This window comes from Bizionia paragorgiae, assembly GCF_900107625.1.
Taxonomy (GTDB): domain Bacteria; phylum Bacteroidota; class Bacteroidia; order Flavobacteriales; family Flavobacteriaceae; genus Bizionia; species Bizionia paragorgiae.
In genome coordinates, this window is the sequence record NZ_FNQK01000017.1 from 21,560 (window position 1) to 47,102 (window position 25,543).

19 protein-coding genes are annotated in these 25,543 nt (G+C 35.6%); 12 read left to right on the forward strand and 7 right to left on the reverse strand.

Annotated elements, in window-relative coordinates; translation table 11 throughout:
• Entirely contained in the window at nucleotides 1-2,151 is a 2,151-nt protein-coding gene (locus BLV64_RS11670; RefSeq protein ID WP_092135647.1) for a S46 family peptidase, read from the reverse strand.
• A gap of 565 nt (nucleotides 2,152-2,716) precedes the next feature.
• Between BLV64_RS11670 and BLV64_RS11675 the strand changes: the two genes are divergently transcribed.
• The 3 genes from BLV64_RS11675 (at nucleotide 2,717) to BLV64_RS11685 (ending at nucleotide 5,348) form a co-directional block, all read left to right on the forward strand.
• The gene (locus BLV64_RS11675; protein WP_092135650.1) at nucleotides 2,717-3,562 is read left to right on the forward strand and encodes a tetratricopeptide repeat protein; all 846 of its coding nucleotides are present in this window, start codon (nucleotides 2,717-2,719) and stop codon (nucleotides 3,560-3,562) included.
• Nucleotides 3,563-3,577: 15 nt separating this feature from the next.
• Entirely contained in the window at nucleotides 3,578-4,246 is a 669-nt protein-coding gene (locus BLV64_RS11680) for a spermidine synthase (protein ID WP_092135653.1), read from the forward strand.
• Between the two features lie 367 nt (nucleotides 4,247-4,613).
• A complete protein-coding gene (locus BLV64_RS11685; RefSeq protein ID WP_092135656.1) occupies nucleotides 4,614-5,348 on the forward strand; it encodes a flavodoxin family protein in 735 nt (244 codons plus the stop codon).
• An 82-nt stretch (nucleotides 5,349-5,430) separates the two neighbouring features.
• Here the strand turns inward: BLV64_RS11685 and BLV64_RS11690 are convergent, their stop codons facing one another.
• Together BLV64_RS11690 and BLV64_RS11695 are read right to left on the reverse strand one after the other, a co-directional pair.
• On the reverse strand, nucleotides 5,431-7,098 hold the full coding sequence (locus BLV64_RS11690; RefSeq protein WP_092135659.1) for a formate--tetrahydrofolate ligase: 1,668 nt from the start codon (nucleotides 7,096-7,098) through the stop codon (nucleotides 5,431-5,433).
• Between the two features lie 287 nt (nucleotides 7,099-7,385).
• Nucleotides 7,386-7,826, reverse strand: a complete 441-nt coding sequence (locus BLV64_RS11695; protein WP_092135662.1) for a DsrE family protein — start codon at nucleotides 7,824-7,826, stop codon at nucleotides 7,386-7,388.
• A 329-nt stretch (nucleotides 7,827-8,155) separates the two neighbouring features.
• Here BLV64_RS11695 and BLV64_RS11700 point away from each other — a divergent pair, with 329 nt between their 5' ends.
• Both BLV64_RS11700 and BLV64_RS11705 read left to right on the forward strand, forming a co-directional pair.
• The gene (locus BLV64_RS11700) at nucleotides 8,156-8,647 is read left to right on the forward strand and encodes a hypothetical protein (RefSeq protein WP_143034161.1); all 492 of its coding nucleotides are present in this window, start codon (nucleotides 8,156-8,158) and stop codon (nucleotides 8,645-8,647) included.
• 367 nt (nucleotides 8,648-9,014) lie between these two features.
• Nucleotides 9,015-9,737 (forward strand): NYN domain-containing protein, encoded by a 723-nt coding sequence (locus BLV64_RS11705; RefSeq protein ID WP_092135668.1) that lies wholly within the window; start codon nucleotides 9,015-9,017, stop codon nucleotides 9,735-9,737.
• A gap of 103 nt (nucleotides 9,738-9,840) precedes the next feature.
• Here BLV64_RS11705 and BLV64_RS11710 read toward each other — a convergent pair whose 3' ends face one another.
• Nucleotides 9,841-10,671 carry a phosphatase PAP2 family protein gene (locus BLV64_RS11710; RefSeq protein ID WP_092135671.1) on the reverse strand — a complete coding sequence of 277 codons (831 nt, stop codon included), beginning with the start codon at nucleotides 10,669-10,671 and terminating at the stop codon, nucleotides 9,841-9,843.
• Between the two features lie 567 nt (nucleotides 10,672-11,238).
• Between BLV64_RS11710 and BLV64_RS11715 the strand changes: the two genes are divergently transcribed.
• The 3 genes from BLV64_RS11715 to BLV64_RS11730 all read left to right on the forward strand — a co-directional run bounded on the left by BLV64_RS11715 (nucleotide 11,239) and on the right by BLV64_RS11730 (nucleotide 15,245).
• The gene (locus BLV64_RS11715) at nucleotides 11,239-11,709 is read left to right on the forward strand and encodes a DIP1984 family protein (RefSeq protein ID WP_092135674.1); all 471 of its coding nucleotides are present in this window, start codon (nucleotides 11,239-11,241) and stop codon (nucleotides 11,707-11,709) included.
• 418 nt (nucleotides 11,710-12,127) lie between these two features.
• A complete protein-coding gene (locus BLV64_RS11725; RefSeq protein ID WP_092135748.1) occupies nucleotides 12,128-13,969 on the forward strand; it encodes a PLP-dependent aminotransferase family protein in 1,842 nt (613 codons plus the stop codon).
• Nucleotides 13,970-14,057: 88 nt separating this feature from the next.
• Nucleotides 14,058-15,245 carry a BaiN/RdsA family NAD(P)/FAD-dependent oxidoreductase gene (locus tag BLV64_RS11730; protein WP_092135678.1) on the forward strand — a complete coding sequence of 396 codons (1,188 nt, stop codon included), beginning with the start codon at nucleotides 14,058-14,060 and terminating at the stop codon, nucleotides 15,243-15,245.
• A 72-nt stretch (nucleotides 15,246-15,317) separates the two neighbouring features.
• Here the strand turns inward: BLV64_RS11730 and BLV64_RS11735 are convergent, their stop codons facing one another.
• Together BLV64_RS11735 and BLV64_RS11740 are read right to left on the reverse strand one after the other, a co-directional pair.
• The gene (locus BLV64_RS11735) at nucleotides 15,318-16,196 is read right to left on the reverse strand and encodes a universal stress protein (protein ID WP_092135681.1); all 879 of its coding nucleotides are present in this window, start codon (nucleotides 16,194-16,196) and stop codon (nucleotides 15,318-15,320) included.
• 82 nt (nucleotides 16,197-16,278) lie between these two features.
• The gene (locus tag BLV64_RS11740) at nucleotides 16,279-17,952 is read right to left on the reverse strand and encodes a BCCT family transporter (protein WP_092135684.1); all 1,674 of its coding nucleotides are present in this window, start codon (nucleotides 17,950-17,952) and stop codon (nucleotides 16,279-16,281) included.
• A 557-nt stretch (nucleotides 17,953-18,509) separates the two neighbouring features.
• Here BLV64_RS11740 and BLV64_RS11745 point away from each other — a divergent pair.
• A complete protein-coding gene (locus BLV64_RS11745) occupies nucleotides 18,510-19,049 on the forward strand; it encodes a CHAP domain-containing protein (RefSeq protein WP_245705910.1) in 540 nt (179 codons plus the stop codon).
• Between the two features lie 70 nt (nucleotides 19,050-19,119).
• Here BLV64_RS11745 and BLV64_RS11750 read toward each other — a convergent pair whose 3' ends face one another.
• Nucleotides 19,120-20,295 (reverse strand): dicarboxylate/amino acid:cation symporter, encoded by a 1,176-nt coding sequence (locus BLV64_RS11750; RefSeq protein WP_092135688.1) that lies wholly within the window; start codon nucleotides 20,293-20,295, stop codon nucleotides 19,120-19,122.
• A 439-nt stretch (nucleotides 20,296-20,734) separates the two neighbouring features.
• On the opposite strand from BLV64_RS11750, the gene BLV64_RS11755 reads away from it, so the two are divergent.
• The 3 genes from BLV64_RS11755 (at nucleotide 20,735) to BLV64_RS11765 (ending at nucleotide 25,018) form a co-directional block, all read left to right on the forward strand.
• The gene (locus tag BLV64_RS11755) at nucleotides 20,735-22,333 is read left to right on the forward strand and encodes a sensor histidine kinase (protein ID WP_092135691.1); all 1,599 of its coding nucleotides are present in this window, start codon (nucleotides 20,735-20,737) and stop codon (nucleotides 22,331-22,333) included.
• A 125-nt stretch (nucleotides 22,334-22,458) separates the two neighbouring features.
• Nucleotides 22,459-23,298, forward strand: coding sequence for a helix-turn-helix domain-containing protein (locus BLV64_RS11760; RefSeq protein ID WP_092135694.1), 840 nt, complete (start codon nucleotides 22,459-22,461; stop codon nucleotides 23,296-23,298).
• Nucleotides 23,299-23,422: 124 nt separating this feature from the next.
• Nucleotides 23,423-25,018 (forward strand): sensor histidine kinase, encoded by a 1,596-nt coding sequence (locus BLV64_RS11765; protein WP_092135697.1) that lies wholly within the window; start codon nucleotides 23,423-23,425, stop codon nucleotides 25,016-25,018.
• Nucleotides 25,019-25,543 lie beyond the last annotated feature (525 nt).

The window sequence follows — 25,543 nt, forward strand, 5'->3', positions numbered from 1 at the left end:
TTACTTTTTAGTAATAATAGTTAACTCATCTACAATATGTTTGGCGTTAGAATACTTATCTATCAACCAAAGAACATATCTAATATCTACATTTATGGTACGTTGTAATTTAGTATCGAAAATAACATCTCCTGCCATAGCTTCAATATTTCCATCGAATGCTAAACCAATTAATTCTCCTTTTCCGTTTACTACTGGCGAACCTGAATTCCCTCCAGTAATATCATTATCTGTTAAGAAGTTTATTGGAAGTTGACCATACTCATTGGCATAACGACCATAATCTTTCTTTTCATAACTATCCAACATACTTTGCTCTAAATCGAACTCACTATCGTTAGGCTTATACTTTTTAATCATCCCTTTAAACGTGGTATAATTATTTGTATTCGCATCGTTTCTCTTATCTGCAGGTAAAGCTCTCACTTTCCCGTAAGATAAACGCAAGGTAGAGTTCGCATCTGGATATTGTATATTACTTAATCCTGACTCGCGTAAGCCTTGAATTAACAATCTAAAAGACGCTTGGAAATCGTTTTCTGCTTGCACTAGATCTTCAGGTTGCTCTCTGTACTTTTCTAATAATTGCGTAGATAAAACAAATAAAGGATCGTTTTCTAAAATAGCAACATCAGGATATTGTAAAAAAGCTTCTACACCTTCTTTTGAAGTGAATAGACTCAAATCAAAAATAGCATTAGTATAGCTTGTAAAATCATTGTTATTCTCACTTCCTATTGTAGCAACACGTTCTGGTAAGGAATAGTTAGATTTAGACGCTAGCAACCCTAATTGTTTCGCTAAAACCTCTTTTTCTAAAGGCAGATAAAAATCTTTATAAGATCCTTCAATCAACCCTTCTAATCTTGGTAAAAGGTTCGCACGTTCAGCCTCGTTAGCTCCTGCGTAATGTTTTAAAGCAGTCCCTAATCTATAAGGTAAAACAGCAAACTTACTTGAACGAAGCATTCCTAATAAGTAGTTGCTTTGTTTTGCTTTCTCGTTTGTTAAGCTATAGTAATTATTAATGTTTTCTATAACCTTTCCATATTTGTCTCTGTTTGCTTTTTTATTAGCCCACTTCGCAAATTTAGCTTCTGTTTTTGTCTTTTTTGCTACGGTTTTATGCTCCGTTAAGGCTTCAATCATTCCACCTCTATTTTTCCAATAGTTAGCAATACTAGCATAAGAAGACGCGTACATTAAGTTTACAGCTTCATCTTCTTCCATGTACTTTTTCATTACATCCATGCTTAATTTTGAGCCTTCAACCCATGCAGGATATGCATATTTTACATTTTGCTCCACACCTTGAGCTGGCATCCAACGATTAGTTCGTCCTGGGTAACCTAAAATCATAGCAAAGTCATTCTCCTTTACACCATCAATATTAACAGGTAAATGATACTTTGCTTTTAAAGGCACATTATCTGTAGAATACGCTGCTGGCTTACCCTCTTTATCTGCATATACTCTAAATAGTGAAAAGTCACCAGTATGTCTTGGCCACTCCCAGTTATCTGTATCACCACCGTATTTACCAACACTTTCTGGAGGTGTCCCTACCAAACGCACATCGTTGTAATCCTCGTAAACAAAGTAGTAATACTCGTTACCTTGGTAGAACGAACGTACAGACACTGTATACTTACCACCTTCGCTATTTTCTTGTTCAATTTTTGCAATCTCTTTATTTATAATAGCTTCGCGTTCTTTTTCGCTCATAGAATCATTAACAAGAGATAAGATACGTTTAGAAACATCATCCATTCTTACGAAAAAACGAACATATAAGCTTTCTGGTTTCATTTCTTCTGCCAATGACCCTGCCCAAAATCCATTTTTCAAATGATTCTGTTCTGCAGTAGACAATTCTGCAATAGCACTATAACCACAGTGATGATTTGTTAAAACCAACCCACTGTCTGAAACGATACTTGCTGTACAACCACCGTTAAATTGTACAATAGCATCTTTTAAACTGTGATTGTTAATACTGTAAATTTCTTCAGCCGTTAACTGTAAACCCATTTTTTGCATATCACGATGATTTAATCGTTCAATATGCATTAAAAACCACATACCTTCATTTGCCATCATCGACGAAAACGAGATGATAAAAGCAATAATTGTTAGAGATAATTTCTTCATTTTATTATGTTTTGTATAAGCTGATAAAAATACAGAATTTAATAGTTGAATTGAAACTGTTGAAACGTTAAATTGGTGTTATTTTTAGCCGCATGGCAAGCATTAAAAGGATAAAAACACCACTTTTTATCTTTTAATATGACCAACAGATTTTTATCTAAACACTTTTTCCTTTTTACCAGTGATTAGGTTAAGCTTAATTAATCAAAGAACAGCATGCTCTCACGGACTAATTAAAGCTCACTTTTGCATTTCTATAGACTTATACCTTGGTTTTTCAACAGTCTTTACACACCAAAAACAAAATCCTAACACGTATATAACTAACGCCCTATTTTTAGGAGAGTCACAAAAAATTCACAGCTTTCAGCAGGCATGCAAAACGCAATCAGATTTCTTATTCCGTTTTATATTTGCTAACTTACACCCTTTACAAAAACCACGCCCGAACGGCCCAATTTACAGTAGCAAATCGTTCACAAATTCATTAAGCTTTACCAAAAAAATAAGGCAAACCCATTAAAAACTTATATCCATTAAAATTTACAAACAACGTCCTATTAGAATGTCCAAATTATTTTTTTCAATACTTTTATTAACTATTCCATTTACTTTATTTTCTAATGATCCTATCAAATTAGATTCTGTAGACCAGCCTTTATTCAAACCCTTAATTGAGAGATATATTCTTGATGAAATAAAAAGCTTAAGACAAGAAAATCAAAGCTTGAAAGCAGAGGTTACAAAACAGGTTGCTGAAGCTAAAGTAGAGTCATCTGACAGAGCCATCAATTATACAACAAGTACAATAAACAACATCTTCTATATCATAACTGCCGCAGCTTCATTGCTAGTACTTTTGGGTTGGCGCTCATTAAATGATATAAAAAAGAGTTTAAAGATTGATATGGCAAAAAAAATACAAACACTGACTTCAGACTATGAAAGCCGTTTACAACAGGTGGAAGTAAAAATGACAGAGCGTTCTAAAGTCATTATAGAAACACAAAAAAACATAACAGACACCAACTCTATTCACTCTTTATGGATGCGTGCTGGTTTAGAAAAAAGTGATGAGGAAAAAATATCGGTATACGATGAAATTTTAAATATAAAACCTGATGATATTGAGGCAATGACTTATAAGGCTGATGCTTTATTAGAAATTGGAGAAGTGCGTTGGGCCTTAGATTTGGCAAACCATGCTATAGACCACGACAATGAGTACGCTCTAGCCTACTGGCAACGTGCTTGTGCCTATTCTAAAATGGACAAGCAAGCGGAAGCATTAAAAGATATAAAAAAGGCTCTTGAACTATCGGATGCCCTAGAAGAAGAGTTACTAAAAGAAAAGCACTTTGAAAATCTGCATACCAACAGATCGTTTAAATTATTAGTACCAAAAACATAATTAACAAAAAAGAGAATGATTATAAAACGATTATTAAGTTTCATTTGGCCTCAAACAACAACGGTTAGTTCTGACTATAGCGGCGTGTTGGAATTAACCGTGGTTAATGGTAAAAAAATGCTTGATAGCAAAAATGCCAATTACTCTTTTGGGTCCTTACAAAGAATATTAGAAAGAGGCTTACGAGAGATTGAATTAAAAGATGTTTCTTCGGTCGTACTTTTAGGCTTAGGAGGTGGCAGCCTCATCACATCATTACGAGAACGCTTTAATTATTCCGGTAAAATTTACGCCGTTGATATCGATTCGGTAGTTATTGATATTGCTAAAAAAGAATTTAATATTCAAGAATCTGAACACTTACATATTTTTAATGCGGATGCCTATGACTATGTAAAAGCATTTTCTACGACTACAGACCTTATAATCGTTGATTTGTTTATAGACACCAAAGTCCCTACAAAATTTTACTCTGAAGACTTTTGCTGTGAACTATCTAGAATCCTTAGTCCTAAGGGACAAATGATTTTTAATTTAGGAATGGATGATTCAGGTGCAAAAGAAAGGCAGCAGGTTATTACATACTTTAAAAGCAACCCGAACTTCAAGTGTACTATTCTTGAAAAAATAGAAGGCACGAATGTGGTAATGATCGTCGAAACAATTCCGCACCAAACGAAATAAAGCCCTTTCTATACGCTTTTACACCTCTAATAAACACACCAGACTGTAATGTGCGATCCCTGCCCCTGCACACTACACAGCTCAAAACACAACCTATTACCAGCTGATTAACAACTTATTACAAACAAGTCCGCCACATATACTTGTGATACCTAATCACCAACTTTACATTTTATTTCCTTATATTAGGTTAGCTCAATAACCAGAACTGCCTTATTAACGTCTAGCATTAACACAGCGCATTCGTAATTCGTCGTCACTTAGAGTTCCTTTATTGCATTTACCTCAACTGTTATTATTACAGAAAGACAGCGTTCCAAACCTGAATTCTCATACACTGAGTACCACTAGAAAAAAGCAAAGCATTATGAAACAACTAAATTTCAGTCAACTAAGCGTCGTTTATATAAATTGTACGTTAAAAAAGTCACCGGAAAAAAGTCACACAGAAACCCTAATGGAAGTTTCCAAGGCAATTATGACTAAAGAGAATGTTGGTATAGATGAGATTAGGTTAGTCGATCATCACGTTGCCAGTGGTGTATATCCTGACATGACTGAACATGGATGGGATCGTGATGAATGGCCAAAACTATTTGAGAGAATTATGAGTGCAGACATTCTAATAGTGGGCACCCCAATATGGTTAGGCGAAAAGTCTTCTGAAGCACAAAAGCTAATCGAAAGACTTTACGCTATGAGCAGCAAAACAAATGATAAGGGGCAGTATATTTATTATGGAAAAGTTGGTGGTTGCATTGTTACTGGAAATGAAGACGGTATTAAACATTGTGCTATGGGCATCTTATACTCATTACAACATGTAGGGTATTCCATCCCTCCTCAAGCCGATTGTGGGTGGATTGGAAATGTGGGCCCTGGACCAAGCTACGGCGATCAAACATGGAAAGACACACCTTTAGAAACCCCTGTAGGATTTGATAGCGACTTCACAAACAGAAACACCACTTTTATGACCTACAACCTGCTGCACTTGGCTTTACTATTAAAGCAAAGTAAGGGGTATCCTAATTACGGAAACTCTCGCAACGCATGGGATAATGGAGAACGTTGGGAATTTGACAACCCAGAATACCGATAATAAAAACGCCCCCTTTTCTAGCAAACAACATTAAAGTATTAGTCCGCAGTATACTTTTCCGCACTCAGCCGTACCGCACAACTTAAAACAAGCCTTCAATCGTACCATCCTTATCAATGGTAATCTTTTCCGCTGCTGGAATCCCTGGTAACCCTGGCATTCGCAACACATTACCTGCGATAGGAATTATAAAACCGGCACCTGTAGCCAATTCGAACTCTCTAATATGCACATCAAAACCGACAGGGCGGCCCAGGTGTTTTTTATCATCACTAAAACTTTTCTCTGTTTTTGCCATACAAACAGGAAAGTCGCTATAGCCCATGGCTTCATATTTGCGTAACTGTGCTTTTGCTACATCACTAAGCACAACCGAATCCCCGCCATAAATAGTACGGCAAATTTTTTCCATTTTTCCTATAATGGAATCCTCAAGGTTGTACGTTGGTTTAAACTCCTGAGTACAAGTATTTGCTGCCTGCACCACTTTCTCTGCTAAATCCACACACCCTTTACCGCCTTGCTCCCAACCGTAACTTAGAGCCACCGGGACACCCAGTGTTTTACAATGTTCTTTTACCAGTTGCATTTCTGCATCGGTATCCGATTTAAAAGCGTTTATAGATACTACAATAGGAATTCCAAAACTTTTTAAACTCTCAATATGGCGTTCTAAGTTTGGCAGTCCCTTTTTTAGTGCTATTACATCCTCTTGGGTAATGTCTTTAAGCGATTTACCGCCATGATATTTTAAAGCTCTAATAGTAGCCACAAGAACAATAGTTTTAGGTGAAATTCCCGCGGCACGACATTTAATATTCAGGAATTTTTCGGCACCTAAATCAGAACCAAATCCAGCTTCGGTAACCGTATAATCACGCATACTCATTCCCATTTTTGTAGCGACAATAGAGTTCGTTCCCTGAGCAATATTTGCAAATGGTCCACCATGAATAATAGCAGGATTCCCTTCTAAGGTTTGTACCAAGTTGGGTTTTATGGCGTCTTTTAACAACACCGCCATAGCGCCATGAGCATTTAAATCTTTGGCGTAAACAGGAGTCCCTTTCCACGTGTCACCAATATAGATATTACCGCACCTTTCTTTTAGATCTTCTAAGTCTGATGCTAAACACAAAATGGCCATAATTTCGGATGCTGCAGTAATATTAAACCCTGTTTCTCTAGGCACACCACCCGCCTTACCACCAAGAGCTGCTACGATATTCCGCAATCCGCGATCGTTCATATCCATACACCGTTTCCAAACCACCGTTCTCGGGTCTATACCGAGGCTTCTCGTTTTACTCTGAATGTTATTTTCTATAAGAGCAGAAAGTAAATTATTCGCTTTTTCTATCGCGTGAAAATCACCTGTAAAATGCAGGTTAATATCAACCATAGGAATCACTTGACTCCAACCACCACCTGCAGCTCCTCCTTTTATTCCAAACACAGGCCCTAAACTAGGCTCTCGCAATACCACTACTGCTTTTTTATTTAAAACATTTAGGGCATCCACTAAGCCTATGGACGTTGTCGTTTTACCTTCACCAGGAGGTGTTGGCGTCATTGCCGTTACTAATATAAGGGTGTTCTGTTTTACTTTTTTTTCATCAATACCTTCTAATGGAAGTTTTGCTTTGGTGTTGCCGTAATATTCTAACTTCTCTTCTGGAATACCCAATTTATAGGCGATCTCTTTAATATGTTTAGGAGTCACACTTTCTGCAATTTGTAATTCGGTCATAGCTATAGGGTTTTAGTCTTTTATTCTACCATAAAGGTAAAGGTTCAGCAGCACTAAAAACATGACTATTATCACCATGCTCCTCTATATTTTATTACAACTTAAAGCCTTCATTTAAATAAAAACCAAAGCCTGCGACTGTGTAACGATTACATAGTTTAGATCCACACAATTCATAAAAAAAAATCGCTTACATCTTAAAAACGCAAGCGATAATTACAACCGGCACAAAACCACAAAAACAGACAATCTGTTTAGATGTGTTGAGCGAATCAGGCCTTAATAAATTACAAGGTTATGGTCTTAAATCCGCTTTCCTCTAAACCAAACAAATACACAAATCCATCGGGTGTAAAAGCAATAGAACTATGGAAATCGGTATGCTTTAATTTAAGATGATTCATAGCAGCTTCACAAACAACAAGGCGAATACCCAGTTTTTCACTTGCTTCTATTGTCGACTGTAAACTTTCATCGGTAGCTAAATCTTTTACCACAGGACCAATTAATACCACTTCAAAATCGACTGTACTGTGTTTGGCTTTAAGTCCTTCCCCGGTTCTTACTGCGGCTTGAAAATAACGGGCATTTGACACCAAAATCGCATATTTACCATCTTTTTTAATAGACTGCTCTACTGCTGAAACAGTTAATGATTGAGCACTAACAGGGGCATACAATACCGTTCCCACAACAACGAGAAGGGTCATAAAAAATTGTTTTTTCATACGTTTTACTATTTAATATTTGACTTATAGATTTTTGGAGGTCAACCAAAATACCTCTTGTAAAAATAAGCTATTACGAGCATAATCTCGGTAACAAAGGTTACTCAACAAACATCATTTCAATTAAACAAACAAAAGAAACGCTTAAAAGCGCTATCTAAAATATTAAGATGGTTATAGTTACCCTAGTTTAGAATTAACTTATCTAATAGGAACCACTAAAAAACTGTTTGATTTGTTAATTTTTTACTGATATGCCCATATCATTTAGCGATAAAAAAAAATTAATGTATGTTTACATCTTCAAAATTTTAAAAAAAAATACGATTATGAAATACTTTAAGATGCTTCCTGTATTATTATTAAGTGCCGTTCTTTCATTTACTGGCTGTAACGATAAAACAAGTACACCAACAAAAGACGCTTTAAACGCTACAGAAGTTTCAAAAACACCAAGTAAAGCAACGACAACAACTCCACCACCAACTAATCTTGAGCCAGCTCAAAATACAGCAGGTGTATGGCATTACACATGTACAAAAGGATGTCCTGGAGGAGCTGGGTCTGCCGTTAACTGTGAGACTTGTGGTATTCGTTTAGCCCACAACCAATCTTATCACACTCCAGTGAACATGAACACGAACACAAACCCATCGGCTATACCTTACGCTAATCCTCCTGTAGCAGCAGAACCAAGTAGAAATGCTGCTGGAGTATGGCACTATGTCTGTAGTAAAGGCTGTGAAGGAGGTTCTGGAACAACGGGAGCTTGTAAAACATGTGGTACAGCATTAGCTCATAACACAGCATACCACCAATAGAACGACTCTATTATCTTGAATTAAATTAAGATAATAGCCTAGAGTGCTTTCTTAAAGCCTCAAAATTAGTGGTAAACACAAATTTCTTAACGGAAAACATAAAAAAGCGATTATATTTTTTAATCGCTTTTTTTTAGTTTTACACGTTATAGATATGTAATGCGGACTCGTGATAATAACGACTTATTACATTGAATTCCTATAAAGAATTCCTAGATTGCTAGTTGTCGGTTCCGTTTTATTATCTAATCGCCGACAGTAATTTTGGAGGTCCTATTAAAAATAGTATCTTTTTAAAACCGGATATTGACCAAAAGGCAGAAGTTTGTCTAATTATTAATAACTTGCAGTAAAAACAATAAAACCTATGAATTTAGCCGTACTCATTGATGGAGACAACATCCCTTCCGCTCATGTTAAAGAGATGATGGAGGAAATAGCGAAATATGGTAACCCTACAATTAAGCGTATCTATGGTGATTGGACCAGTCCACATTTATCAAAATGGAAAGCCCTATTGTTAGAAAATGCAATCACGCCTATACAGCAATATGCCTATACCACAGGAAAAAATGCCACAGATTCGGCGATGATTATTGATGCTATGGATATACTTTACACCGGACAAGTGGGTGGTTTCTGCCTTGTTTCTAGTGATAGCGACTTTACAAAATTAGCGACTAGATTACGTGAAGCAGGCTTACAAGTTATTGGTATTGGGGAGAAGAAAACACCAAACCCGTTTATTGTAGCTTGCGATAAATTTATTTATATAGAAATTATTAGAAAGCAAACAGGGAAGAAAGAAAGTGTTAGCCAGAAAGACAATAGCAAAGATAGTATTGATAAAATCACTCCGAAAGTGATTAAGCTTATAGCGGCTACAATTTCGGATTTATCAGACGAAGATGGTTGGGCATTTCTTGGTGATGTTGGTGGATTAATCCAAAAGAAACAACCTAATTTCGATTCAAGGAATTATGGTTTTGACAAGCTTACTCCTCTTATTAAGTCTATCGGTAAGTTTGAGCTAGAACAACGTGAAAACCCTAAAAGCAGACATAAGTTAATTTATGTCAAAAATAAATAAAGGTTCTTACAACGAGGACCTAACATTAAAATGCCGAAAAAAACGCCATGAAAAATCATGCTTTTTTTTGGCATTTATAATTCCTAACACCTATTTGTGTTCTTTAAAAGGTTCCTACTAAACCAATAGTTTGATATCCAGCACGCAAACTCCAGTTTATTTTTTTTGGCTTTTTATAATTATAATAAGATTGTCTGTTCATGAAATTATCAACACCATCGACCACAACAATACTTAAAACCATACCTAGTCCAACATCACTAACCCAGTGTGCATTAACCCACAACCTAGAAATAGGGGCGATAGATCCAACAGCATATATTCCAGCTTTAACCCAAAAACTATCGAACTGTTTTGCAACAGCGTGCGCCATAGTAAATGTCAAGATCGCATGTCCTGATGGAAATGAATGATACCCCGATTCCTTACTAAAAAAGTCAAATGAATCATGACCTCCATTCGAAGGACGTGAACGCCCAACTACTGTTTTTGCCACAGACTGCATAATACCAGAAGCAACGGCACTCGATACAATCAAAACACCTGCTCGTCTTACTTTAGGATTATCCGTTATTAAACCAAACCCATAAATTCCGGCCGAGGCAATAAAAAAATTCTGTGGGCTACCAAAATACCATCCAAAATCTTGAACCACATCCGGTATATCTTTTTCCTGTCTTAAGAAAAAATCTTGTGCTTCATTGTCTGCTAAATACAAGAAACTTGTTCCTGCAACAATACCCCCTGCCGTAATGAAATCATTTTTATTCCATCGTGTGGGTTGTGTAAAAGCGTTACCAACACTTTTAGCTGTAACTTCAAAATCATATTTTAAGTTCTTCCACACTTTATTCTTCCCACTAGAAGTTGTGTCCGTTTGTGAAAAAGAAACAGATGCAACTAAAAGGAATAGGACCGTAACATATTTATTCATTTATAAATATAAATTATTAATTATTAAATTTCCATCGCAAATTGTTATAATAAATAGTTTAGCACACCTCGTAACACTAGTGCTCTCTATTTATTTCTATACATATTTAATTCAAATACGACGGTACAAATTTACGAGTTTAGAGAAACCGAGAATAAAATTAATCTAAAATTTATCAATCAAGACTATAGTTTAATTCAGAATAGAGCATAATATCATATAAAAATTTTATCGTTAATTTTGAAAACACCTCTTATATCCTAGTTATAACCAATTCTCATAAATTCTTTTTAATATTACTTCCCTTAAGTTTCAATGAACTAAAATTATCACATTTGACACTACTATTTACCCTACACTAATATATCAGTGTTATAGAAATCCACGAATATAATTACCGCTTTAGTCCAATATTTATGAGTTAGATTGCAAAGTTAGATTTATGTCTTTATCTTTGACGGTTAGCTAAACATTGCCTGTAACACAAATGTATAGCATAAGAAGAATGGCCTTTAACGGCTGATTTTTATTTTAACCATTCTTTTTCAATTTATAAAACACCTAAAAATGTCTCAAGAAAACAATAAACCGATGAAGCTTGCTGAAGCTCTTTTACTAAGGGCAGATTTATTGAAGAAAATTGAACACCTTCAAAATAGAATACGACCTGTTTTAATTGTTTCAGACAATAAACAACCGCAAGAAGACCCTGATAAATTACTATCCCAACTCAGAAAAGCCATTCAAGATTTAGAAGCTCTTGTAGTTAGGATAAATAAAACCAATAACACGACTAAAGTCTCTGGCAAAGGTTACCTTATGGAAGCACTCGCTAAAAGGGACAGCTTAAAAATGCTGTCTGAAAAATTAAGAACCATTAGGTATTCTGCACAAATAAACAACAGTGGTGAGACCAATCTTAAAACCACGATAGATATAAAAAAACTACAAGCGGAAATGGACCAAACTGGCCGTGCGTTTAGAGAAATCGACAGTAAGATTCAAGAAACCAACTGGCTTACAGTATTAACAGATTAAGCCGAAAGGCGGAATGATCGGGGCGAGTACCAGCCCCTTTTTGCCGGTATAGGTTTTCGGGGTAAATTGAAAACTCTACCAACCGCAGCTGCTTGGGTTGCAGCAATACTGTATTGTTTAAGACCCCTTACTGCGTACAAGGTACACTTGTAAACTTTAAAATGTACTACCAGGTACTGACCGATCATTCTTTTTAATACTATAGACCATTTTACAATCCGTAGCCCCACATAAATTGTAAATACAACCTTCCACCCGTTCTTTTTAAAACCAACTTACCATAAAACACCTTAACAAATCCTTCATCCAACCGTTAAAACACTCTTAATAAACCTTACACCTTCTTAAATAGTTTACCAATGTTTTTATAAAAAAATCTAATTAATGTAACTTGCCGACCGATGAAAATGTGAAAACTATGGAAGATAATAAAAGGCTAAATTACATAAAAGAGGTGTTAACAACTATGCCTGCAGGCTGGTTAAAAACAACAACACATCGCTTAGATATTTATAACGAAGAACTTGCAAAAACACAGTTTTTAGAACAGTTTGAAAACTTATTCAATACGGGAAATTCTGAGTCTTCAGCGCTTAAAGAATTACCAACAGCATACGACTATATCCGTTTAGGGCACCCACTTTCTTGTGTCTTAGAATGGGGTATTGCAAAAAGGCATCAGTTAAACCCTGATAATGTAATTAGTTTCTCTTCAAAAACAGCACCTGTACTAGCTGTTTTAAGAACTAACTTACTTCAAAACAAGAATACACAAATCGTTTATACTGGAGAATTACCAGCGTGCTTTGATGCCGATATACTACATCGTATTTACGGGTATACCTTCGATTTGAAACAGGTAGAAAGCTCTGACGAAGTGACGGAATACAACGGTAGCACCATCTTTTTAACACAGCACGAAAACCTGGGTATCGCCGAGCTTAATGCAAAGATTGATTTCTACATTACTATACACCCCGAACTAGGGAGTGTACTTCTAGTAAACAAGCAAAACACCAGTTATATTGCCGATATTCAACATGTAAGAAGACGTGAAACTATAGCAATGACTCCAGCAAATTGCTATTCAGCTTTACAGGTACTCGTAGGGCAAACGGGTACAGAAAATAAAATCAACGCCACCAAGACGCATAAAACACAAGTTTTAGAATCTATTAACACCATAACCGGTACTACTACCAAAGCCTTAGTTGCTTCTAGCGGACTCTCGATTCAGTATGCTATTATGATGGGTCTGGTTCATGATGCCCTAGACAATCACAAAGGAAAAGCGATTAAATTTATAGTACCCCCTAACTGTTATGGTGGAACAAACGACCAAGCACGCCGTGTGGCAGCTTGTATAGAGAATGTGGAGATTGTAGACCTACCCGTGGATGGTGAGAATGATATGGTTAAAAGTATCAACAGCATTTTAGATCAGGTCGCACTGGAGGATGCTGTACCGTATATTATTGCAGAAATCCCTACAAACCCTAGAGTTGAAGTGCCAAACCTTCAAGATTTAAAAAATGCATTAAGCGCAGTACGTAAAACAGCTAATGGCAACACTGCTATCGATCCTGTATTTATATTGGATCAAACGTTTTGCCCTAATGTTCTCTTTTTAGGGGAGGGAGAAATACTATCAACAGTAAGAACCATTTCTTTCGCTAGCGGATCTAAGTTCCCTAGTGGCGGAAAATGTACAGCAGGCTACTGCGTAGGTAACACTAAAACAACTACTTTAATCGACACTATAGAAGCGCATCTAAGCCTTTGTGATAACGAAGCTACAGCCTTACAATACGAGCTTTTAGCAGAACAACTGCCATCGATGACGCAACGTATTACTGATGCTTATAAAAACACTCGTGAGTTTGTTAACTTTATCCACAACACCTTACCTGAAGCGAAAATTAATTTCGTTTCCGACGATTTAGCAGCACAAGGGTTTACGCCTTCTGTTTTTTCATTAGATCTTCCTACAAAAGGACACACTGCCGAGGAAAGAGAGCGCTATAAAAGAGCCTTAAACCTGAAACTAATTAATTTAATGATTACCGAAATCCCTAACGAAAGCAAGTATTGCGTGAGTTACGGACAATTAAAAGGGTGCTATTGGACGATTCCGGCAACCTCAACTCAGGGAACAACAAAAGAAGGTGATAAAGACTATATTGTTCGCGCCTCACTGTCACCAAGTTTAGATTTGGAACGCCACAAGCAAGTCTTTTTAGAATTTGTAAAAAACATATAAACATTGGGGAGGTCACGTACCTCCCTAGTTATTTGTACTCCTTCGAGTGCAAAATTAACGACTTAGAAACAGCATCCCTTTTGGCGATATGAAAAAACAGATTGCGATTATTGGCGGCGGACCTTCAGCTTTTTTATTAGCTGCGTTTTTAGATACTGAAAAGTTTAAGGTTACCATCTATGAAAAAAACAAAACGGCGGGTCGCAAATTCCTAGTTGCTGGAAAAGGCGGATTTAACCTAACCCATTCCGAAGCTATAGATCAGCTTATAAATCGCTATACTCCGCACTCTGTTTTAAAGGATGCTCTTCTTGAGTTCACTAATTCTGATTTCAGAAATTGGTTGAATAAAATAGGAATCCCCACTTTTATTGGCAGTAGTAAACGCGTTTACCCTGACCCTGGGATAAAACCAATTCAAGTACTAAACACCATATTACAACATTTAAAAGACAGGAACATTACCATACGCTACGAGCAGCATTTTACGGGCTGGGACCCTAACAACACCCCTATAATTAATCGGCAAGCAGTACCATCTCACTTTACGGTGTTTTGTTTAGGTGGAGGCAGTTGGAAAGTTACGGGCTCCGACGGACATTGGCTAGACACATTTTCTAAAAAGGGAATACTCACCAAGCCTTTTAAAGCATCAAACTGCAGCTATGACGTTGATTGGAAGACTGATTTTATAACACGTTACGACGGCGCGCCGTTAAAAAATATTACAATAACCTGCCAGGGCAAAACACAAAAAGGAGAAGCCGTTATTACCACCTTCGGTTTGGAAGGCAATGCCATTTATGGCTTGAGTCCGCAAATTAGAAACCAGCTAAAGTTAGATACTAGCGCCACAATCCATATCGACTTTAAGCCTACACTAACCCTAGAAGCTATACGCACTAAAATAAAATCTAGCCACTTTAAAACGACAACAGATATCTTAAAAAAGGAACTTAAACTAAGCCCTGTTCAAATTGCTTTATTAAAAACCTATGTCTCCAAAAGCGACTACCTTAATCATGAGCACTTAGCCCAAGTCATTAAGGCATTCCCTATAGAGCTTATAAAAGCCGCCCCACAAGACGAGGCGATCTCCACTGTTGGAGGCGTTGCTCTAGAGGCTGTTTCAAAAGATTTTGAACTCCTTGCACTACCGGAACAGTTTTGCATTGGTGAGATGTTAGATTGGGATGCGCCCACAGGAGGTTATCTTTTACAAGCCTGCGTAAGTAGCGGTGTGTATTTAGCCAAGCATTTAAACAAACATCATTAAAAAAAGAAAACCGCTTTCCTTAGTTTGAGAAGCGGTTATTTTTATAGTTGATTGATTTACTTTATAATTTGATTAGTGCACAACGAGTAATGGCATTCTTCTATTTCTAATGAGCAGATCGTTAGTCACGCTACCCAAAAACAAAGCCGTGATATTACTCCCTCCTCTAGCGGAAACCACAACAATATCAAACTCCCCTTTATCGGCATGCAACTCTAGGGCTTCGACAACAGACAACTCTTCTCTATCGGTATACTTAAACGGTAATTGCTCTGACAATTTGAATTTTTTACGGAATAACTTTACCTTTTCTTGAAGGTGACGTTTGGTTTTATCGATTGCTTTTTCAGTATTAATATAAGGGAAGAAAAACGACGGAATATTATAAACATGTAAGGCTTCTATTTTTCCTCCTGAGCGCTCCACCAAACTATTAGCTACCTGAAAGCACTTTGCCGAAGCCGAGCTAAAGTCGGTAGGCACCAAAACGCGTTCCATTCTATGTTTAGCCTCTTCAGGAACTAGCAACACGTGGGTATCTAACATGCGAACAAGTTTTTGACTCAGCGCCCCTGTTCCTTGAAGCTCATCTTTATTACCGGTAATCATAATATCGATTTTATACTCTTTAGCCAAATGAGTTAGAATACTTTCGGTATAATCATCGGTAGTAATAAGTACCGTATGAGGCACCTTAGCGGTATAGTGTTTTTCTATTGTTCTTTCAAGTTCTCGATCAACAATATCCTCTACTGTTATTCCTTCCTCAAAAAACTCATCATAAAGATCATAGATTTTATATTGCTTTATGTTATGTGTAAAATATAAATACTCGATATTCCATACGTTACAAAGAAAGCTAACATATTCTAAAAGAATAGGATCCATCGCGGTGAGATCTAAAGCCACCATCAATTTTAAGTCGTTATCTAAATTTATTGTCTTAGTCATGTCTTACTACCATTTACTTTTAAGTATACTATTTAATTTTCAAATTTCAGCATTGCTTTACCAGAGAAAACGATGCCTAACCTTATAGGTCGGTAAGTTTACCTTTTTTTCCCGGCGCACTATCATTATCTATTTTCTTCAAGTTTTTTTCTTCGCGTTCCTTATTTACCAACTGAAGAATATTTTTTCTATAGGTTTCACGCTCCAATAGCTTTTCTTCCCGTTCGGATTTCTGATAGTCTTCTTTAACGCCAATATAAAGAGAAAAACACATCATCACTAGCAGAATAGCAAAAGGCAACCCGGAGATGGTTACTACGGTTTGCAAGGCATTCAATCCGCCACCATACATTAAAACAGAGGCAATAACACCAATGGCTACAGCCCAAATTACACGTTGAAATTTCGGTGTTTTTAATTTACCTCCAGAAGTAATGCTATCAACCACCAATGCACCAGAATCGGCAGAGGTTATGATAAAGCTACAAATTAAAATAACACCCAATACTTTTAGCAACATGGCTAACGGAAATTTATCGAAAAACACATAAAGTGCTGTAGAAATATTATCGTTTACAGCTGCAATCATCGCGGTATCTCCTAGAAGTATATCGCGCATTGTTGTACCACCAAAGGCACTAAACCACAGGAAGGTTACTAATGCTGGCAATATTAAAACACAAAGCACAAACTCTTTTACTGTTCTTCCCTTTGAAATTCTCGCGATAAAAGTCCCTACAAATGGCGACCATGAAATCCACCATCCCCAATACATAATGGTTCTCGTTTTCTGCCAATCTGTTCCTCTCAAGGCTTCCGTCCATGTAGACATTTCAACAAAATTGACTAAATAACTCCCTATATTTTGAATGTAGGATTTAAAAATAAAAGTTGTAGGCCCGGAAAGCAATACGATTAAAAAGATTGCCGAAGCCACTCTTACATTCAGTTTACTTAGCATTTGAACTCCTTTATTCACTCCACTAAACGCAGAAATAGTAGCAATTAAGGTCACTGCAACAATTATAATCACCTGATAAAACAGGGAACTCGGGATTCCGAACACGTGGGTTAGACCGGAATTAATTTGTCCTACCCCAAAACCAATGGTTGTAGCCAGTCCAAAAAGGGTGGTAATAACGGCCATAATATCGATAAGGTCTCCCATCCACCCATGGATTCTATTCCCTAGAATAGGATAAAACACCGATCGCAAAGTCAGCGGCATTTTTCTATTAAAAGTAAAATAGGCTAATGAAAGTCCTACCACCGAATAAATCGCCCAACCGTGAATACCGTGATGGAGAAAAGAGAAGTTTATAGCTTCCTGAGCAATAAGTGCAGGCTCCTGCCCTGCCAATCGTGGCGGATTCAAAAAATCACGCACCGGATCGGCAATACTAAAAAGCACCAAACCATTACCAATTCCCGCACTAAAAAGCATGGCAAACCATGCCCACAGACTAAATTCAGGCTTGGTATTAGCACCCCCAATTCGGATGGCTCCGAATTTACTAAATGCCATATACAAACAAAATACGATAAACAGATTTACCGACAACGTATAAATCCACCCGCCATGAGCAGACACATTTGTTTGTGCTATTCCAAAATAGTAATCGGCTTGTTCCTCAAAAATCAAGGTGAACCCCACACTAAAAATGATAACAGCAATCGCTGAAAAAAACACTGTTTTGTTTACTACGAGACCCAGAAATTTCGAAGCACTTTCTTTTCTATTGACTTTAATCGACATATAAAAAATAGTTTTTGAATATTAACTGTTTACTAGTTGTGTGAGCTGTTATAATGGCAAGCCATTTATATTGAAAAGACCCTTATTAGAATAAGAACTCACTATAAAAAACACACCTCTCTTAACCTTTAAACGTATTGTGCTTAGAGGTCGTCAAAAGATATCTTTTTGTAAAACGATATTATAAGATAAATAACCCGTTTTTACAAATTTACACGCCCTTGTTTATAGTACAGATTTTCACGCGTCCTTAAATTAACCCCTTCTCTTTTTACAGCGAACACTATAAATAGAGCATTCTACCAAATAACACCCTCAACTTAGAAAACGATAGTTTTAAATTTAAATAAGAATTAATCACACTAAGTTGAATAGGATTCGCTTTTATTTTGATAAATTAGAAACAGGAATTATTAGATTTTATGTCTAAATGTTTTGTATCAATAAATTAATCGCTTTTAGAAATTGGTACTTTATAATCTATTACCCCATAATTACCTATGATTTTAGGATGAAGATATAATGATGTATTAATATTTGGCGTACTCTTATGCGTTTTGGTTGTTTTTTTCGCCTACCGAAACACGACCGTAATAGCCACTCCGGAGATTGGACAAAAAATAGACAGTTTAAATGGTGTGGCCGTGTATTATAATGGTTCTGTTAACCATGTAAAAGGTCGGCGCGTGACCAAAGACGGGTACAATTTAGGCTTAAAGTTTCAATGCGTGGAGTTTGTTAAACGGTATTATTACGAACATCTTAATCATAAAATGCCTAACAGTTACGGGCATGCTAAAGACTTTTTTAACCCCAATATTAAGGACGGGAAATTAAACAAACAACGGAATCTTATTCAATACACTAACCCTAGCTCATCTAAACCTAAAGTTGATGATTTATTGGTGTACTCAGGCACTATTTTTAACACCTATGGTCATGTATCTATCATCTCTCAAGTTTCCGATAACAGCATAGAAATCATTCAGCAAAACCCAGGTCCCGGTGGCGCTTCTAGACTGCAGTTTAATCTAAAAAACGAAAACGGTCTTTGGAAAATTGAAAACCATCAGATTATGGGCTGGTTACGAAAATAAAAAAGAGCCTACCATAAAATCAATTGCCGTATGTGCAACCTCTTAATAAAGTAGCACGCTTACTTTTACTTTAGGCGACTAATTTGTCTTTAGTAATTTTATTCACCACTAAAGAAATAGCACCATCTCCAGTTACATTACAAGCAGTACCGAAGCTATCCATAGCGATATACAACGCTATCATAAGTCCTAACATTTCCTCATTAAAGCCTAACATAGATTGTAAAATTCCAACCGCAGCCATGATAGCACCTCCAGGAACACCTGGTGCCGCAATCATAGCGATTCCAAGCATAAAGATAAAACCTGCAAACAGTGTAAAACTAAAAGGCATACCTTCCAAAATCATTAAGGCCATTGCACAGGCGGTAATTTTCATAATACTACCAGATAGGTGAATTGTTGCACATAATGGAATAACGAACCCTGCCACTTTTTTAGACACTCCATTTTTCATGGCTTGCTCTAAGGTAACAGGAATAGTCGCTGCTGAAGACTGTGTACCTAAAGCCGTAAAATACGCCGGCATCATCGTTGCTAAAAGTTTTACTGGATTCTTCTTTGTAAGCACTCCTGCTATCGTGTATTGAAGCACTAGCAATAAAATATGCAAAGCAAAAATCACCCCGATAATACTTACAAATACCGACAGTATTGAGACCACTTTTCCACTAAAAGACATACTTGCAAATATGCCTAAAATAAATAATGGTAAAAGCGGCACAATGACATTCTCGATGAGCTGCATTATGATTTTATGAAAATCTTTAACAACCATTTTCAAACTTGATTTTTCTTGATAAGACAAGCCTAAACCAATAACAAAAGCCAACACCAAAGAAGACATAACATCTAACGCTGGCGGAATGGTTATACTAAAATATGGCGTTAACTCACGGCCAGAGTCGACAATTTGAGCCGCATCGTTAACATGAGACTCTAAAAGTTGTGGAAATATACTAGAGGCCGTAAAGTAAGTCATAAAACCCGAAAACAAGGTCGAACCATAAGCTATAGCTGCTGTTAGCAACAATAATTTACCAGCACCCTTACCTAGATCGGAAATGGCTGGCATTATTAACCCCATTATAATTAAGGGAATAGAAAAATTTAAAAACTGACCGAAAAACGAATTAAAGGTGGTGAAAACCCTGTTCACCGACTCCGGCAAATACAGTCCGAAAACTATTCCTAAAACAATGGCTATAAAAACTTTAAAAAGTAAGTTCGAAAATAAACGTTTCATAATATAAATTGGTTAGCAAAAAGACCTAAGACTACTAATTTTTAAGATCATTTTTAAGTCCGCTAAAATACAACGATTGTCAAGAAAGATGGAAGTCAGAAAGGTGTTTTTTTCCTAATTAACAATTTCACACTACAAAATTTACTAGCACAACAAAATTAGACCTCATTGCTAATACTAGCTATTATTCCCCCTTGATTATGATATTACCCCACTCCGATTAATGGTAAAAGTCGCACTACAATTTCTATCTTCAAAAAAAACAGTTTTCACAACCACTATCTACTGGCGACCAAAAACTTATAACCCAACCCGTAATCAATCAACACTCAATTGAGAATATAATTTACGAGACCTTTTAATATGTCGGAACTTAAAAAAAAACTATATTTGAACAGATCGCTTAAGCAAAAAACATCTATAACCACCATTCTGTTTAATGAATAGTAGTAAACGCCTCATTATAATATTAATACTCCTTGCTACGGGTGCACTATTTCTTCAAGAATTAGTCACATCCTATCAAGAATTAGAGCACAAAAAAGCTCAAGATAAACTCCACAAAACCCATTCTGAGGCTTTACTTAGAGCTCGAGCAGGATTTGATATTTATGCTTCACTAGTATCGTCACTAAAAAGCTACACACGTAATGCACCTACATTTCCATCTGAAATTGAATTACAAACCTATTTAAATGATTTACTTACAGGAATCAATTTTAAGGATTCGATAGTTGTTAGTTATAATGATCCCGACCATGTATTTAAATATGTCATCACTCCTAAAACCATTGATCCTGCCGGGATTAAAGGAGTAAATGCCAATACATTAGTAAGTAAAAAGCGCATGGCGGAGTTTGAACAGATAATGCAAACTGACGATATTCACTTACTCACTCCAATTAATGTCAAAGAAGGTTGGGTTGGCTTTCCTTTTAGTTTTACTATTCGTGACAAACAAAATAAGCTGTCAGGTTACCTCACTCCTATTATAAATGTAAAATATCTATTAAATTATTTTTATAAAGATGAGATAAACAAAGAGTTTGTAAATAAATTTATCATACAAGACAATTATGATTTAACACGGGAAGTAATATACAACGACACCCCAATTTACAATGAGAATGTAGACCCTGAATATTATAAAAATTTCAATATCCCGAATAATAAATTCATTTATTCAACAATAAATGTTTTCGGTTTAAAACTTAAAATAGGTAGCGCTTATAAGGTAAAACCTAAAGCGTCTAAAACCGTTGCCTATTTTGGTTACCTATGGTATTTCCTCCTTTCTGTAGCGATAGTGACCATTTTCTACCAATTTGGAAAAATTAAAGGATTAAATAACAACCTAACTCTAGCTAATGCCCAAATTCAATCAAAAAATAATGATTTAGAGAAAAGTCTGTTTAAAATACAAACATTAATTAAAGAAATACACCACCGTGTTAAAAACAACATGCAAATGATTGCTGGTGTGCTTACCTTACAGCAAGATGAAAGTACGGATAACGAAGTAAAATCTGCTCTAGAACAAAGTAAGTCGCGTATTCACTCCATGGCTTTAGTCCATGAGAAATTATATAGTAGTATTTCTCTTCAGGATATCAAAATTAAGGAATACACTACACAATTGGTGGAATTTGTAGACAACACCATTGGAAATAAGGGTCTAAATGTAAAACAGAAAATCACAATAAATGACGACTTAATTTTTGATGGAGACACCACGTCAAACTTAGGGTTAATTATGAACGAGTTACTAACAAACTCCTTTAAGTATGCCTTTAGTTATAATAAAAATAACAGTTTTGAGATCAGCCTTTTAAAAGATGGTGATCATTATAGTTTAAAGTATTCGGATAGCGGTTCTGGACTACCAGAAGGTTATAATTTCGAAGATTCCGATTCTTTAGGCCTTCAACTTATTGTGATACTTACAGAGCAATTAAACGGAAGGCTTCACTATTCCAATCAGGGTAAAAGCGTTTTTAAAATTACTTTCACCCCTCTAGAAGTCAGTTTTTCAAGATAATCAACTACTGTAAAGACAGTTATAACAAATAACCAATTGTGCAAAAAAAACTAAATTAGCTGTATAAATCAATTAGACCTATTTAAATCAAGATGCACTTACTTTGGATATAAAAAAAATTAAAAATGCCGATTGAAAACATCCCTGAAATTTATTTTAACAATAAAAAAGAGCCTCAAGACATCTTTGTTTACGACTTTAAAATGACTAGCGATGTCGTTAAAAGTAAAGTCAACCTAAGTATGAACATGTTTAGCTTTCTTCAAGTCGGTAAAAAACAGGTTCATTTTGCCAACACTTCTATTGCGGTAAACAACAAGCAATCGTTATTACTTAAAAAAGGAAACTGGCTGTGGACTGAATTATTAGACACTGATGCTATATATTACTGTAAGCTTGTCTTTTTTTCAGAAAAAAAATTGACTGACTTTTTAAGTAAGTACACCAACGACGTCAAACCCTATCAAGAAGAAGAACCTTATTTTGTAATCGAAAACGACGATTACATAGCTGCATTTATAAGCTCTCTATCGTCAAGCACTTTTTCAAAACATAGTTTCAGTGATGCCCTACTCGCTTTAAAATTTGAAGAAATCATGTTGTATTTACTCAATAAGTACGGCTCTAGCTTCGAGTATTATTTACACTCTCTGATTTCAAAAGAGGTTTCACCGTTTAAAAATGTTGTAGAAAGCAACGTATATTCTAATTTAAAACTGGAAGAAATTGCGTTTTTATGTAATATGAGTTTATCTACTTTTAAGCGTCATTTTACTTCCGAATACAACGAAGCTCCAGGGAAATGGATAAAAAACAAACGCCTTCAAAAAGCCAAAGAATTATTAGAAGGCGGCGAATTAAAAGCTTCTGATATTTATTTAGATATGGGCTATAACAACCTATCCAACTTTAGTGTAGCCTTTAAAACCAAGTTCGGCTTTAGTCCAACAGATATCACAAATTAAATCCCTTCATTTTTTTTTATCAACTAATAAAATGTATAACAGTTAAAGCATATAATTAAATTACTATTCTAATTCATAGAGACACCCCAACCCCATAACGTTTTCTAGACCTACTTTTATATTTATGAGAACCAGAACATACTTGATTGTAATTATTATATCTCTAATGTTAGGAGGCGCTTTACTGCACCAATATATCACTACAAATCAAGAACTAGAACAGAAAAAAATTCAAGACAAGTTAGAAAAGACACATTCAGATGCGATGCTAAGTGCAAGAGCTGGAATTGATGTTTACGCTACCATAGTATCGTCTTTGAAAAGCCACATTAAACACAGAGCTTCCTTTCCTAGCGAAATTGAGTTACAAAACTATTTAAAGGATTTATTAGATCAAATTAAATTCAACGATTCTATTGTAGTAAGTTATTTTGACAAAAACCATATTTTTAAATATGTTGTAACACCAAACGCAATCGATCCACTAGGACTAAAAGGTGTGTCGTTGAGGGAGATACTAAACAAAGAGCGCATAGATGCTCTAGATGAACTAATGACAACTGACACTATTCGCATATTTACTCCAATAAACCTCAGAGAAGGTTGGGCTGGTTTCCCGTTTAATTTTACTGTCCGCGATAAGGACAATAAAGTACTTGGCTACATGGCGCCAATTATGAATACTAAATATTTATTAGATTATTTTTACGAAGGAGATTACAACAACGAGTTTACACATAAATTTATAGTATCAGATTCTATTGATTTAACAAGAGAAGCCATTTACAATGAAACAACCCTCTTCAATAAAAATAGCGACCCTGAATACTATAAGAATTTTAATATTCCGAACAACGAATTCATCTCTTCAACCATAGAAGTTTTTGGTTTGAATTTAAAGATTGGAAGCGCCTATAAGGAAAGGCCAAGAGTGTCCAATATCGTAGCATACTTAGCGTATTTATGGTATTTTATTATTTCAATGGCTATAATTACTATATATTATCTTTTTACAAAAAACGCGAAGTTAAATAGCTATTTAAATCATGCGAACACGCAGATTAATATTAAGAATACCGAATTAGAAAAAAGCCTATTTAGAATACAAACCCTTATTAAAGAAATTCATCATAGAGTTAAAAACAATATGCAAATGATTGCTGGAGTACTTAGCTTACAACAAGATGAAACCAACAACACTGCCGTCAAAACAGCTCTAGAACAAAGTAAATCACGAATACACTCTATGGCTTTAGTACACGAAAAACTATACGGGAGTGTATCACTAAAAACAATAAAAACGAAAGAATATACCGAACAACTTCTAGATTTTGTAGAGCAAATAGTAGGCAGAAAGGATTTAAGGTTAGACAAAAACATTACTATAGATGACGATTTAATATTTGATGGTGATACCACGTCAAATCTTGGACTAATTCTAAATGAATTAGTAACCAACTCCTACAAGCATGCCTTTACACTTGACAAAGTGAATACTTTAGAGATAACTATTCAAAAGGAACACAATCATTACTTATTAACCTACTCCGATAACGGCTCAGGACTTCCTGAAAATTATAATTTTGAAACCTCTAAATCCTTGGGCATACAACTCATTTTAATATTGACAGATCAACTTAATGGTAAAATGAACTATTCAAATGAAGGAAAAAGCACTTTTAAAATACATTTTAACCCTGCCGACATTAGTTTTTCTTAATAATCTATATAATAAACAATTTTTAATATTAACTTTTAAACTTATACCGTATATCCAAAGCGAACATAATGGTTACATAATTACATTTACTCAGCTTTAACTCATGTACTCCTGAAGATTATATACCCTTTAATTTTATAAGCGAAGTAATAACATTAAGCCATTTCATCCACGCATTGCTTACAGTAATAGGGACGCAAATAACTTACAATTTGCGACTGGAGCTCAATTAACTTTTTAATCTGCCACTAAAAACACATAATTCACTTAAGACTGTTTTACTTAACTCTAAATTGAGCTCAAGCACAGTTCAATATATAATATAAGAAAAACACACCTAAGCCTCAATAACCTGACGCATAATGGATTATAAGTATTTCCACATATGATTTTTCATCAAATCCAAACATTGACCTTTTTTCATAAGTTCTTGAACTGTATCCGTAAATAGAAAGGAAAGAAGCCAACGTATATTTGCAGTGTAATTACACAAGGCTTGTTTTAGCAAGCATTAATTAAGAATCA